This is a genomic window from Gillisia lutea (assembly GCF_021568705.1).
GTDB lineage: Bacteria > Bacteroidota > Bacteroidia > Flavobacteriales > Flavobacteriaceae > Gillisia > Gillisia lutea.
Genome location: NZ_JAKGTH010000008.1, coordinates 445,532 through 457,570 on the forward strand (window position 1 = coordinate 445,532; position 12,039 = coordinate 457,570).

The window sequence follows — 12,039 nt, forward strand, 5'->3', positions numbered from 1 at the left end:
CCTATGAACAAGCGTTTGCTATTAATCTTATTGTTTTCCATTGCATTCTTGCCTTTGAAGGCGCAGGACTCTATTGCTATAACTCCTAATGAGTTGCTATACGATAAGAACAGCAAACTGCAACCCGTTCATTTTTCTGAAGAGAATATTGAAATTCATAAGAATGAAGAGGCATTTAATTATTTAAACGAAATTGAAAACGATAGTTGGTGGACACGATTTAAACGTTGGTTACAACTGCAATACAACAAAATTATAGCTTGGTTATTTGGAGATTACCAGGCGAACGATTTTATTAAACTGCTCGTAACAATATTACCTTTCATTATTATTGGAGCCATTTTGGGATTGATAATTTGGTTATTCATTCGATTAAATCCAGGAGCTTCATTTTTTAAGGAAACAGCTTCTGCAGATGTAATTTTAAATGAAGAAGAACAACTGGTACATTCAGAAAATATTTCGCAGTTAATACAAGAAGCGATTACCGCCGGAAATTTAAGGCTCGCTATAAGATATTATTACCTACAACTGATACGAACGCTCAATAAGAAAGCTGAGATTAAATATGAGTTTCAAAAAACAAATTCTGAGTATTTACAGGAAATAAAACATCTAAACTCAAAGGAACAGATCAAAAAGGCTATGCGCATTTACGATTTCATATGGTATGGAAACTTCCCTATTTCTGAAAACCATTTTCATCAGGCGCAGCTTCATTTTGAGCAGTTGGAAAGAACACTTAAAAGTCTACCAAATGAATAAAGGCTTTAAATTACTATTTGCAGTGTTCCTGCTACTGCTGCTTCTTTTAACGTATTTAGAAGCTTCAGAACCAGATCCCGTAAACTGGAATCCAAGCTACCTCGAAACCGATAAGATTGCGTTAGGAAGTTACGTTTTCTATGAAGCCTGGCAGAAAAGCCGAAAAGATAGTATTATAAAAGTAAAAATCCCTCCTTTTGAATTTTTGAATAAGAAACCGAAAGGCACATATTTCTTTGTAAATAATTATTTGAATTTCGACGATTCTGAGTTGGAAAAGCTACTAAACTGGGTATATGAAGGGAATATACTATTTCTATCTTCCGGGTGGTATAGTGAGAATATACTAGACACTTTAAAATTGGAAACGGCTATTAAAGTGCCGGGAAAAGATTTTTCCTCCCAACCTTTACTTACTCTGGTAAATCCTAAAATTGCACCTTCCCAGCCTTATAAGTATGAACATGAAAGTTCTCTGGTATATTTAAAAAAGATAGACACACTAAAACATACTATTTTAGGAGTTTCCAACTTGGACAACCTTTCAACTAAAAATGAAGGGAAAGTAAATTTTATAAGCACGGCTTTTGGAAAAGGAAAGATCTACATCCATACTATGCCCGAGGCATTTAGTAATTATTTTATGCTTTCTAACACTAATTACACCTACGCTCAATCTGTTGTGAGTTATTTAGACCAGGATAAGCCGCTGTATTGGGATGCTTATTATAAAACTGGAAAATCGTTCTTCACCTCTCCCCTTCATGTACTTTTCAGTAAAAGATCCTTAAAATGGGCTTATTATTTTATATTAATAGGAGTTGTACTTTTTATCATTTTTGAAGGAAAAAGAAAACAACGTGCTATTCCTATTGTGTCCCCATTAAAGAATCAGAGTTACGAATACTCCAAAACAATTTCACAACTCTATTTAGAGCAAAAAGATTATAAAACTTTAGCCGATAAAAAGATCGAACATTTTTATGATTATATTAGATCGAAGTACCGAGTAGATACTTCTCAAAGCAATCAAAATCTTCAGGAAGACTTTGCTTTAAAAGCTAATAAAGAGCTTGATGAAATTTCTATACTTCTAGCAAAGCTTGGTAAATATTCTGAAAAAAACAACATTACAAAGAAAGAACTGGAAGAATTACATGAGCTGATTCTTACTTTTAAAAAATATAAATCATGACCTACGAAACTTCTGAAAACCCAGAACTCAATTTTGATAATCGCATTCCTTTACAGGATTTACAACAAGCTGTAATCGATTTAAAAAAACAACTCTCCACCGTAATTATCGGTCAGGAGAATTTTATTGAGTTACTAATTACAGCATTAATTGCAAACGGTCACGTGTTAATAGAAGGTGTGCCCGGAGTAGCCAAAACAATAACCGCAAAACTCTTTGCCAAAAGTTTAGAAACCGGATATAGCAGAATTCAATTCACTCCAGATCTTATGCCTAGCGATGTGTTAGGAACTTCGGTCTTGAATGCTAAAAGTTCAGATTTTGAATTTAAGGAAGGTCCTATATTTTCAAATATTGTTTTAATAGATGAAATTAACAGAGCTCCTGCAAAAACTCAAGCTGCCCTATTTGAAGTGATGGAAGAACGTCAAATAACCATAGATGGTAAAAAATACCCGATGCAACCACCTTTTATGGTATTGGCAACCCAAAACCCTATTGAGCAGGAAGGAACCTACGCCCTGCCCGAAGCACAACTGGACCGATTTCTATTTAAGATAAAGGTAGATTACCCTCAACCTGAAGAAGAAATTCAAATTCTACAGTCTCACCATCAGCGAAAAGGTGCCTTACCTGAAACCAACATCCTTCCAGTTCTTGATCCAGAAAAACTGTTAGCTTTTCAGGTACAAATTCAGGAAGTGCTGGTAGAAGAAAAATTATTGAATTACATCGCTCAAATAGTCATTAAAACAAGAAATCATCCGCATCTGTATTTAGGAGCTTCCCCTAGAGCTTCCATAGCCCTTATGAATGCATCAAAGGCTATGGCCGCTATTTCCGGAAGAGATTTTGTGCTTCCTGAAGATATTAAGAAAGTGCTTTCTCCTGTTTTAGCGCATCGTATTATCCTTTCTCCTGAGCGGGAAATGGAAGGGGTAACGCCAGATAATGTTATTGACATGATTACCAATTCTATTGAAATACCACGCTAAATGCTGAAGTTTGTAAAGGCTATTTATTTTCATCAGAGATTTTTTGTAGGGATATTTGCCATTGCAACTATCTTTCTTTTCTCCTATTGGATAGCCTTTTTGTATCCAATTGCATGGATACTGGCAGTATTATTAAGCGTATTTTCCTTATTGGATATTACTGTTTTATTTTCAAGAAATGCCATTAATGCCAACCGACAGTTACCCGAAAAACTCTCCAACTCCGATCTAAATACTATTTATATTACATTGGAGAATAAACATGCTTTCAAGGTTAGTATAGAAATTATAGATGAATTACCTATACAGTTCCAAAAAAGAGATTTTCTTCAAAAATTACAACTCAGTGCCAGGCAGAAAGACACCGTTACTTATGGAGTAAGACCGGTAGAGCGTGGCGAATATATATTTGGAAAGCTTAACATTTACGTTTCTACACCGCTTAAACTCATCAAAAAACGCTTAATCTTCAATGAAGATCAGGAAGTAAAGGTATATCCATCATTTATACAGATGAAGCAATATGATTTCCTGGCTATAGATAATCGCCTTAATCATGTAGGACTAAAAAAAATACGACGAATAGGACACACTCAGGAATTCGAACAAATAAAAGAATATGTTTCCGGAGATGATATACGAAGTATAAATTGGAAGGCTACCGCTAAACATGGCGACCTCATGGTAAATCAATACCAGGATGAAAAAGCACAACCGGTTTATTCCATCATCGATATTGGCAGGGTAATGAAAATGCCATTCAATGGCTTAAGTTTGTTAGATTATGCTGTTAATAGCAGTTTAGCCTTTTCAAATATTGCTCTCAAGAAAAAAGATAAAGTGGGAATGCTAACTTTCTCTAATGAACCAGGGAATCTAGTTGCGGCAAGTTCCAAAAAAACTCATTTAAACCAGTTGTTAGAAAGCCTGTATAACATTAAAACTGCTTTCTTAGATTCAGATTTTGGCTTGTTATATGCCTGGGTAAAGCGCAGTATAAAACATAGAAGTTTATTACTAATTTATACTAACTTTGAGCATATGAATGGTTTGGAGAGACAACTCCCTTATTTAAAAGCCTTGTCTCAAAAACATGTTGTGGTGGTCATCTTTTTTGAGAATACAGAAGTTGAAGCTCTTATTAATAAAAATGTAGAGGGCTTACCCAAAATAGCACATCAAACCATTGCTGAAGACTTTTCATTTGAGAAGAGATTAATGGTGAAGAAATTACAACAAAATGGAATTCAGAGCGTTCTAACACGCCCAGAAGACCTTAGCGTAAACACCATCAATAAATATTTAGAGATAAAAGCCCGAGGCTTGCTTTAAACATTATCATAATATAGTTTTCCCTACAAGGCTATTTTAACAAACTGTAAATCAACGTTTTTTATCATAAAAATACCGTTGAACCTCAAAAAATTACAGTTCAGTATTAATTTTTATCAGCTAAAATAAATAGCGGTTACATTTGAAATTATAATCTTAAAAGCTACTATTATGAAAACTATTTCCATTCTATTCGCCATGTTCCTTGCGCATACACTTAATGCTCAAAGTGAAAAATCTCTTAATATTGAAGTAATCGTAGAAAACATAAGCAGTGCAGACGGTAGTGTTTTATTTGGTCTTTATACGGAAGATACTTTTATGAAGGCGAAACCTAATTATAGCGCAAAAAGCGAAATTCTTGATGGCGTTGCCCAGATCACTTTTGAAAACATTCCTGAAGGCACTTATGCTATTTCCTGTTTCCATGATGCAAACGGGAACAATAAAATGGATTTCGAACCTACCGGAATTCCGAAAGAAGCTTACGGAATCTCTAATAACAAAGTGAATTTATACGGACCTCCTATCTGGAGCGACGCTAAATTTGATACTGAAGGAAATGAGATGAAAATGAACATTAAACTTACGCGTTAAACTATAGGTATATTATAAGTATTATAAATGTGTAATAGAAAAAATCAATACATTTGTAGCTTATAGATTTACAGTTTATGACAATTACTCAGTTACAATATGTATTGGCAGTAGCCGAACATCAAAATTTCACTAAAGCAGCTCAAAAGGTTTTTGTTACACAGCCTACGCTAAGTATGCAAATTCAAAAACTGGAAGATGAATTACAGGTTCAGATTTTCGATAGAAGGAAAAAACCTATTCAACTCACAGAAACGGGAAGAAAAATTGTTGTTCAGGCCCGTAACATAGTGAATGAAAGTGACAGAATACAAGATATTGTAGATCAACAAAAAGGTTTTATTGGAGGTGCTTTTCGTTTAGGGATCATTCCAACGGTTATGCCTACCTTACTTCCCATGTTCCTGAATAATTTCATTAAGAAATACCCAAAAGTTAAGCTTAAAATAGAAGAGCTTAATACCGAAGCTATTATTGAAAGATTAAAAGAAGGACATCTGGATGCTGCCATTGCTGCTACTCCATTAGAATTGGAGGGTATAAAAGAACAAGTACTTTATTATGAACCTTTCGTAGCGTACATTCCTAAAGGTCACCGATTAGATAGTGAAGAAAAATTGGATGTAGAGAGTCTGGATCTAGATGATATGTTATTACTGGAAGACGGACATTGTTTCAAAGATGGTATTATAAACCTATGCAAAGCCTCGAAAAATTCAGATGCAGATCGTTTTCAATTGGAAAGCGGAAGTTTTGAAACTCTTATTAAATTAGCTGATGAAGGCCTTGGAATGACACTTTTACCGTACCTGCATACATTAGATATCAATGAAGCGGGTAAGAAAAACTTAAAAATGTTCAAAGAGCCCGTACCTGCCAGAGAAGTTAGTCTTATTTATAACAAGAGTGAACTTAAAATGCAGATTATAGAGGCACTAAGAACCAGTATTTCTGGGGTAATAAAAGGAGCCATTGCTTTTCAGAATGTGAAAATAATAAGTCCATTAAGTCCTAAGAAAAATACCAATGAAAAAGCCGGTCTGTAGACCGGCTTTTTTTACGTTAAAAATATTAAACATTGATTTAACTCTGGATTTTGTCTTGTAAGAGATACAATCCAAATCTTTAATTCCTCAATTTCATGAGGTAATAATCTTTGGAGTGCTTTCTTAACTTCTTTACAGAATAGTACCGCATCAAAACTCACTTTTGAAAGTATTGTCTTGGTGTATTCAAACATCGCTCTCGCCATAATTTGATACTGATTTTAGGTTGATTGATAAAATATTAAGTAGAGTTGAAGCTATAGGCTAAATTTTTATTACTTCTTTAAAGATACAAATATTTCCGAAAACGTTTGAGAAAACTTGATTTTAATTAATTAAAATCTGTTATCCCCGCTTAAAACATCACCTAAACCACCTAACAAACTACCTTCTCCTTTATCTTTTCCACCTCCCTGAGGTGCTGCCTGTAACACTCTGTTTGCCAATCTGCTAAAAGGTAAAGATTGAACATAAACAATGCCCGGCCCGGTCAAACTGGCAAAAAACAGTCCTTCTCCGCCAAAAATGGTATTTTTAATTCCGCCTACAAATTCTATATCGTAGGAAATATCTTGGGTAAAACCAATAATACAACCTGTGTCTACATTTATTTTTTCGCCCGGTTTCAATTCCTTTCTAGCCATGGTTCCCCCACTATGAACAAAGGCCATTCCATCTCCTTCTATTTTTTGCATGATAAAACCTTCACCGCCAAAAAAGCCTCTACCTAATTTTCTACTGAACTCAATTCCTATAGAAACTCCTTTAGCAGCACATAGAAAAGCATCCTTCTGACAAATGAATTTACCATTATATTTAGTAAGATCTATCGGAATGATCTTTCCGGGATAGGGTGAAGCAAAACTCACTTTCTTCTTGCCTTGAACTTCGTTTGAAAAGATGGTCATAAACAAACTCTCTCCGGTAAGCAAGCGTTTTCCAGCACCAAGAACTTTGCCTAAAAACCCTTCATTTTGTTTGGAACCATCTCCAAAAATCGTGTTCATGGAAATCCCGCTCTCCATCATCATAAAGTTTCCTGCTTCGGCAATAACTGCTTCCCTTGGGTCTAATTCAAGCTCTACGTATTGCATTTCCTCGCCAAAAATCTGGTAGTCTATTTCATGTGAGTTCATAATATTATTTTTTAATGGCTTTACTTTATTATTTCGATTTTAATCGCACGGTCCACTCAAATTCAAATGTAGAAACCACTACTCCTTCTTCATTGGTTCCTATAGATTTCATCCAAAAGGTTTGTCCTTCTCCCGTTTCAATAGTTAGTTGAAGGGCATCGGTTATTAATTGTCCGTCATTACAAACAAAAGTAATTTTCCCGGTGGCCTTTTTGGTAAATGTCGCCTTATTTTGAGCTACAAGCATAGAGATTTTTTTGCCACTTTCTCTTATTTGACCTATTACCATTGCTCCCGTACTTAATTCTGCCGACATAGCCTGTACCGCAAAATACATGGAATTGAAAGGATTTTGGTTGATCCAGCGATGCTTTACTCCCACTTCACAGCTATGCGAATCGATTTTTTTAACTCTTACCCCGCAAATCCAGGCACTGGGTAATTTAAATAATAGGAATTTGTTTAGTTGAGAGGCTGTAATGCTCATATTCTTGTTTGATTTTCATTAAAAGTATTCAAAATTTCAAACATACCGAAATGTTAAATTTTACACTTCAGTTAAAAAATTTAGTACTTTGTTTTGCATAATACCTTTTTAAAGATATATATTTGTATAAGAAAATCAATCAATTATGGAAACGTACTCATCAAACCCGGATAAAACAGTTGCTGCTTTTTTGCATCTGTCTACTTTTTCAAAGTATTTTATCCCCTTCGGAAATTTTATTTTCCCCCTTATTTTTTGGACCGCAAAAAAGAATGATCCTTTTGTAGACGATCATGGAAAACAGGCCATCAATTTTCAAATCAGCATCTTCCTGTACTTTGTAGTTCTTGTATGTTTAGGACTTGCAGGTATTGTATTATGGGGTGTAAGTTTTGGTATGAATGAACCTTTGATTATCTCAGAACATCTTGTGAAGATCAATGATATTTCTCAAGCATTTCCGCTACTTGTATTCCTTGTAGTAATTGCAACCTTACTTTTAGGCTTGCTTATTTTAGAAGTGGTTTCGGTAATTGCCGCCACAATGAAAGCCAAAGAAGGTTTATTATATAAGTATCCGCTTAGCATCAATTTCATCAACTCAACTCCGGTTGAAAAACATCAATCAAAAAATGAACAGTTTAACAACACTCAAAATCAAACGCTATGAAGATTGAAAACACTAAAGCGCAGATGCGTAAAGGCGTGCTGGAATACTGCATTCTCTCTGTCTTAAAAGACAATGATGCGTATGTGGCAGAGATCCTTGACACACTGAAGGACGCAAAATTGCTAGTGGTAGAAGGAACAATTTACCCCCTGCTCACCCGCTTGAAAAATGCAGGATTACTCAATTATCGTTGGGAAGAATCCACAAGTGGGCCTCCTCGTAAATATTACGGGTTAACCGATACCGGAAAATTATTTTTAAATGAACTCACCCATACATGGGGAGAATTACAAACTGCTGTAAGTATAGTAACCACCCAAAAACCTAAGAATCATGAATAAGACAGTAAATATAAATCTTGCAGGCATTTTCTTTCATATTGATGAGGATGCATATGCCAAATTGCAACATTATCTTGAGGCTATAAAACGCTCTCTAACCAATACTCAGGGGAGAGATGAGATTATTGCAGATATCGAGGCTCGTATTGCTGAATTATTTGCAGAGAAAATCAAGGACAAGCGTCAGGTTATTAGCGCTACAGAGGTAGAAGAAGTAATCTCTGTTATGGGACAGCCGGAAGACTATATGGTTGATGAGGAAATCTTTGAAGATGAACCTAGTTATTCATATAAGAGCACAAATGGAAAACAATTATTTCGCGATACCGAACATTCGTATGTAGGTGGAGTTTCTTCAGGCTTGGGACATTACCTGGCCATAGAAGCGGTTTGGATCAGGTTGCTGTGGGTTATTCTAACCATTGCTTCCAGTGGAGCCTTCATCCTTATATATATCGCTCTCTGGATATTTGTTCCTGAAGCTAAGACAACAGCCGATAAATTATCTATGCGAGGGGAAGCGGTGAACATCACTAACATAGAACGTAAGATACGTGAAGGTTTTGAAGATGTTGCAGGAAAAGTAAGAAATGTAGATTATGAAAAGTATGGGAATAAAGCAAAGTCTGGTGCTTCTCATGCCGCAACAGGCATTGGCTCGGGGATACTTTTTATTCTGAATATTTTCGTAAAACTTATAGGAGTATTTGTTCTTTTGGTGGCAGGAAGTGTTTTGATTTCACTTTTCATTGCTCTCTTCACGGTGGGAATTTTTGGAATCTTTGATGCTCCCTGGACCGATTATATTGAAATGGCAGGAATTGGCGCTCCATTGTGGGTACTGTTTCTTCTAGCCTTCTTAATAGTGGGAATACCTTTCTTCTTCCTTTTCATATTAGGGCTGAAGATACTTGTTAAAAAACTAAAATCTATTGGTACACCGGCGAAACTGGTATTGCTTGGAATTTGGTTATTATCGGTTATAGCCGGAGTTACATTGGCAATCAACCAGGCAACTACAAGAGCCTTTGACGGGGAAGTGGTTATTAGCGAAGTATTACCTGTAAAATCACAGGATACTCTATATCTGGCTATGCAAAACAACCCTTTCTATACTTCTAATATTTATAGGAGAGATGTGCAGATTAAGTATGATGAAACCGATAACAAAATTATGTATTCTACCGATGTTAATTTAGTGGTGAAATCTACTAAAGATTCTATCGCTAAGCTTGAAATCGTGAAGACTGCTGAAGGGAGCGATTATAAAGAGGCACGTACAAGAGCAGAAAATATTAATTACCGTACCAAATTTACGGGAGACAAGCTATACTTAGATGCATTCCTCACTACGGCTTTGACCAACAAATACAGAGATCAAGAAGTAAGAGTGACTCTTTATTTACCGGAAGGCACCACCCTGTATGCTGATAAGAATACTTCTAACTTTCACAGATATTCTGATTATTACGGGGGAATATTGAATTATGGAGAGGAAGAGAATTTCTTAACTATTACTGAAAACGGTACTACTTGTGAAGCTTGCCCAGTAAAACAATTAGACAGTGATGATGATTCTTGGGAAAGTGATGATTCTTGGGACGAAGATGATAATGAATATGAAGATTCTTTCGAATTTGATGATGACAGCTTAAGTGATGTTAGTATAAAAATAAACGAAAATGGAATAAGAATTAATAAGAACCAGAAGAAAAAGGTTCAAATAGACAAGAATGGAATTGAAATTAAAAGCAATTAATCATGATAACTCTAGTAGAAATTTTAGTAAGCGCCATAATTGGTCTTTTCACCTCTATTACTGAAGTCCCCCCTACAGAACAAGCAATTTACTTCATGAAAGATGCCGAACCCAACTTTGAATGTGAAATTCAATGCCCAAGTAAGGATTTGTTGAATTGCTATCAACTATATCGCACAGTTTAAGTTAGAGGATACAGGTTAAAAATACTTGTTACACTAAAAGCTATTTATAGTATATTTAATTAAAATAAACCTATATCCCTTAAACTATGAAAAGATTTTTTAGAACTGCACTTTTATTATTAGCTATAAGCACCTCGGTAATTGCATGTCGCGATACCAAAGAAAAAGAGGAAGTAGATGACGTTACTGAATTAAGCAACGATCCTGACGCAAAAATAAAAGTAAGTGAAGACGGAGACGAATTAAAAATTAAGACCGATGAGAAGAAAATAAAGGTCGAGGTAAATGAAGACGGCTCTGTTGAAAAGAAAGTGAAGATTGACGATTAACCAATATTCTATAATGAAGAAAGTCCCGATAATTCGGGACTTTTTTTGTTCTACGCTTGAATTAAGAATATAAACTCAATTATGCATTTAACTCTTCTGCTTTTTGTTCTTCAACTGTACTCAAATACCTTTCAGCATCTAGCGCAGCCATACAACCTGTTCCTGCAGCGGTAATTGCCTGTCTGTATTCTTTATCCTGAACATCTCCTGAAGCAAAAACTCCCGGAAGATTAGTTTTTGTACTCTTCCCCTTTGTTATTAGATAACCCGCATCATCCATGTCTAGCTGACCTTTAAAGATATCGGTATTAGGTTTGTGCCCAATTGCAATAAATAAACCGGTGATGGCTATTTCATCCTTTTCTCCGGTAGCATTGTTTACCATTCTTAAGCCTTCTACAACCTGTTCACCTAATACTTCATCAATTTCGGTATTATATCTTAAATCGATGTTCTTTGTATTAGTTACACGGTGTTGCATAGCTTTAGAAGCACGCATTTCATCTTTTCTAACCAACATTGTAACTTTGTTGCAGATATTCGCTAAATAAGTAGCTTCTTCAGCAGCGGTATCTCCACCTCCAACAATTGCAACATCCTGTCCTTTATAAAAGAATCCGTCACAAACGGCACAGGCAGATACTCCACCTCCACGCAAGCGCTGTTCACTAGGTAGGCCTAAATATTTAGCCGTTGCTCCGGTTGAGATTATCACCGTTTCAGCTTCTACCCAATGTGCGTTATCTATGCAAGCTTTATGAATTCCACCAATTTCTTTACTTAATTGAACTTCAGTGACCATTCCAATTCTTACTTCGGTTCCAAAGCGTTCGGCTTGTTTCTGCAGATCTACCATCATAGCCGGGCCATCTATACCTTCAGGATATCCAGGGAAATTATCAACTTCTGTGGTAGTAGTTAACTGTCCGCCAGGTTCCATCCCGGTATACATTATAGGTTTCATGTCGGCACGTGCAGCGTAAATTGCAGCGGTATATCCCGCAGGCCCAGATCCTATAATAAGGCATTTAATTCGTTCAATGCTATCTGTCATGTCTTAAATAAATTTTATTCTGTAAAAGTAGAAACTTTAGTCAAAACCTTACAGTTATTCCTATTAAGATTTGTTATTTATTTATAAATCAATTGTATTTGAAAGCTTTGCAACACGCAAAGCTTTCTTTATTATTGCAAGTTTTAAT

Annotated in this window: 15 protein-coding genes; 11 read left to right on the forward strand and 4 right to left on the reverse strand. The window is 35.6% G+C overall.

Annotated elements, in window-relative coordinates:
* The first annotated feature begins 3 nt into the window (after window positions 1-3).
* The 6 genes from L1I30_RS09190 (at window position 4) to L1I30_RS09215 (ending at window position 5,930) form a co-directional block, all read left to right on the forward strand.
* Window positions 4-765: a DUF4129 domain-containing protein gene (locus L1I30_RS09190; protein WP_236133982.1), complete on the forward strand. Its 762-nt coding sequence runs from the start codon at window positions 4-6 to the stop codon at window positions 763-765.
* Entirely contained in the window at window positions 758-1,960 is a 1,203-nt protein-coding gene (locus tag L1I30_RS09195) for a DUF4350 domain-containing protein (protein WP_236133983.1), read from the forward strand. The genes L1I30_RS09190 and L1I30_RS09195 overlap by 8 nt, the downstream gene beginning before the upstream one ends.
* Entirely contained in the window at window positions 1,957-2,955 is a 999-nt protein-coding gene (locus L1I30_RS09200; protein ID WP_236133984.1) for an AAA family ATPase, read from the forward strand. Before L1I30_RS09195 ends, L1I30_RS09200 begins: the two co-directional genes overlap by 4 nt.
* The gene (locus tag L1I30_RS09205; RefSeq protein ID WP_236133985.1) at window positions 2,956-4,287 is read left to right on the forward strand and encodes a DUF58 domain-containing protein; all 1,332 of its coding nucleotides are present in this window, start codon (window positions 2,956-2,958) and stop codon (window positions 4,285-4,287) included.
* 171 nt (window positions 4,288-4,458) lie between these two features.
* The gene (locus L1I30_RS09210; RefSeq protein ID WP_236133986.1) at window positions 4,459-4,884 is read left to right on the forward strand and encodes a DUF2141 domain-containing protein; all 426 of its coding nucleotides are present in this window, start codon (window positions 4,459-4,461) and stop codon (window positions 4,882-4,884) included.
* Window positions 4,885-4,961: 77 nt separating this feature from the next.
* Complete coding sequence (locus L1I30_RS09215) at window positions 4,962-5,930, forward strand: LysR family transcriptional regulator (protein WP_236133987.1); 969 nt, start codon at window positions 4,962-4,964, stop codon at window positions 5,928-5,930.
* 11 nt (window positions 5,931-5,941) lie between these two features.
* On the opposite strand, the gene L1I30_RS09220 is transcribed toward L1I30_RS09215, so the two are convergent.
* The 3 genes from L1I30_RS09220 to L1I30_RS09230 all read right to left on the reverse strand — a co-directional run bounded on the left by L1I30_RS09220 (window position 5,942) and on the right by L1I30_RS09230 (window position 7,553).
* Window positions 5,942-6,136, reverse strand: coding sequence for a hypothetical protein (locus L1I30_RS09220; RefSeq protein ID WP_236133988.1), 195 nt, complete (start codon window positions 6,134-6,136; stop codon window positions 5,942-5,944).
* A 129-nt stretch (window positions 6,137-6,265) separates the two neighbouring features.
* The gene (locus L1I30_RS09225) at window positions 6,266-7,066 is read right to left on the reverse strand and encodes a TIGR00266 family protein (protein WP_236133989.1); all 801 of its coding nucleotides are present in this window, start codon (window positions 7,064-7,066) and stop codon (window positions 6,266-6,268) included.
* Window positions 7,067-7,094: 28 nt separating this feature from the next.
* Window positions 7,095-7,553, reverse strand: coding sequence for a DUF4442 domain-containing protein (locus tag L1I30_RS09230; protein WP_236133990.1), 459 nt, complete (start codon window positions 7,551-7,553; stop codon window positions 7,095-7,097).
* Window positions 7,554-7,698: 145 nt separating this feature from the next.
* Here L1I30_RS09230 and L1I30_RS09235 point away from each other — a divergent pair, with 145 nt between their 5' ends.
* The 5 genes from L1I30_RS09235 (at window position 7,699) to L1I30_RS09255 (ending at window position 10,837) form a co-directional block, all read left to right on the forward strand.
* Window positions 7,699-8,223 carry a DUF4870 domain-containing protein gene (locus L1I30_RS09235; protein WP_236133991.1) on the forward strand — a complete coding sequence of 175 codons (525 nt, stop codon included), beginning with the start codon at window positions 7,699-7,701 and terminating at the stop codon, window positions 8,221-8,223.
* Window positions 8,220-8,564, forward strand: a complete 345-nt coding sequence (locus L1I30_RS09240) for a PadR family transcriptional regulator (protein WP_236133992.1) — start codon at window positions 8,220-8,222, stop codon at window positions 8,562-8,564. The genes L1I30_RS09235 and L1I30_RS09240 overlap by 4 nt, the downstream gene beginning before the upstream one ends.
* Complete coding sequence (locus tag L1I30_RS09245; RefSeq protein ID WP_236133993.1) at window positions 8,557-10,323, forward strand: PspC domain-containing protein; 1,767 nt, start codon at window positions 8,557-8,559, stop codon at window positions 10,321-10,323. Before L1I30_RS09240 ends, L1I30_RS09245 begins: the two co-directional genes overlap by 8 nt.
* A 2-nt stretch (window positions 10,324-10,325) precedes the next feature.
* Entirely contained in the window at window positions 10,326-10,508 is a 183-nt protein-coding gene (locus L1I30_RS09250; RefSeq protein WP_236133994.1) for a hypothetical protein, read from the forward strand.
* 86 nt (window positions 10,509-10,594) lie between these two features.
* Entirely contained in the window at window positions 10,595-10,837 is a 243-nt protein-coding gene (locus L1I30_RS09255; protein ID WP_236133995.1) for a hypothetical protein, read from the forward strand.
* A gap of 79 nt (window positions 10,838-10,916) precedes the next feature.
* Here L1I30_RS09255 and trxB read toward each other — a convergent pair whose 3' ends face one another.
* On the reverse strand, window positions 10,917-11,891 hold the full coding sequence (gene trxB / locus L1I30_RS09260; RefSeq protein ID WP_236133996.1) for a thioredoxin-disulfide reductase: 975 nt from the start codon (window positions 11,889-11,891) through the stop codon (window positions 10,917-10,919).
* Window positions 11,892-12,039: the final 148 nt, after the last annotated feature.

What these genes read in the sequence shown, in the direction of transcription:
- L1I30_RS09190 (WP_236133982.1), top strand. Translation starts at nt 4, where the DNA reads ATGAACAAGCGTTTGCTATTAATCTTATTGTTTTCCATTGCATTCTTG.
- L1I30_RS09195 (WP_236133983.1), top strand. Translation starts at nt 758, where the DNA reads ATGAATAAAGGCTTTAAATTACTATTTGCAGTGTTCCTGCTACTGCTG.
- L1I30_RS09200 (WP_236133984.1), top strand. Translation starts at nt 1,957, where the DNA reads ATGACCTACGAAACTTCTGAAAACCCAGAACTCAATTTTGATAATCGC.
- L1I30_RS09205 (WP_236133985.1), top strand. Translation starts at nt 2,956, where the DNA reads ATGCTGAAGTTTGTAAAGGCTATTTATTTTCATCAGAGATTTTTTGTA.
- L1I30_RS09210 (WP_236133986.1), top strand. Translation starts at nt 4,459, where the DNA reads ATGAAAACTATTTCCATTCTATTCGCCATGTTCCTTGCGCATACACTT.
- L1I30_RS09215 (WP_236133987.1), top strand. Translation starts at nt 4,962, where the DNA reads ATGACAATTACTCAGTTACAATATGTATTGGCAGTAGCCGAACATCAA.
- L1I30_RS09220 (WP_236133988.1), bottom strand. Translation starts at nt 6,136, where the DNA reads ATGGCGAGAGCGATGTTTGAATACACCAAGACAATACTTTCAAAAGTG.
- L1I30_RS09225 (WP_236133989.1), bottom strand. Translation starts at nt 7,066, where the DNA reads ATGAACTCACATGAAATAGACTACCAGATTTTTGGCGAGGAAATGCAA.
- L1I30_RS09230 (WP_236133990.1), bottom strand. Translation starts at nt 7,553, where the DNA reads ATGAGCATTACAGCCTCTCAACTAAACAAATTCCTATTATTTAAATTA.
- L1I30_RS09235 (WP_236133991.1), top strand. Translation starts at nt 7,699, where the DNA reads ATGGAAACGTACTCATCAAACCCGGATAAAACAGTTGCTGCTTTTTTG.
- L1I30_RS09240 (WP_236133992.1), top strand. Translation starts at nt 8,220, where the DNA reads ATGAAGATTGAAAACACTAAAGCGCAGATGCGTAAAGGCGTGCTGGAA.
- L1I30_RS09245 (WP_236133993.1), top strand. Translation starts at nt 8,557, where the DNA reads ATGAATAAGACAGTAAATATAAATCTTGCAGGCATTTTCTTTCATATT.
- L1I30_RS09250 (WP_236133994.1), top strand. Translation starts at nt 10,326, where the DNA reads ATGATAACTCTAGTAGAAATTTTAGTAAGCGCCATAATTGGTCTTTTC.
- L1I30_RS09255 (WP_236133995.1), top strand. Translation starts at nt 10,595, where the DNA reads ATGAAAAGATTTTTTAGAACTGCACTTTTATTATTAGCTATAAGCACC.
- trxB (WP_236133996.1), bottom strand. Translation starts at nt 11,891, where the DNA reads ATGACAGATAGCATTGAACGAATTAAATGCCTTATTATAGGATCTGGG.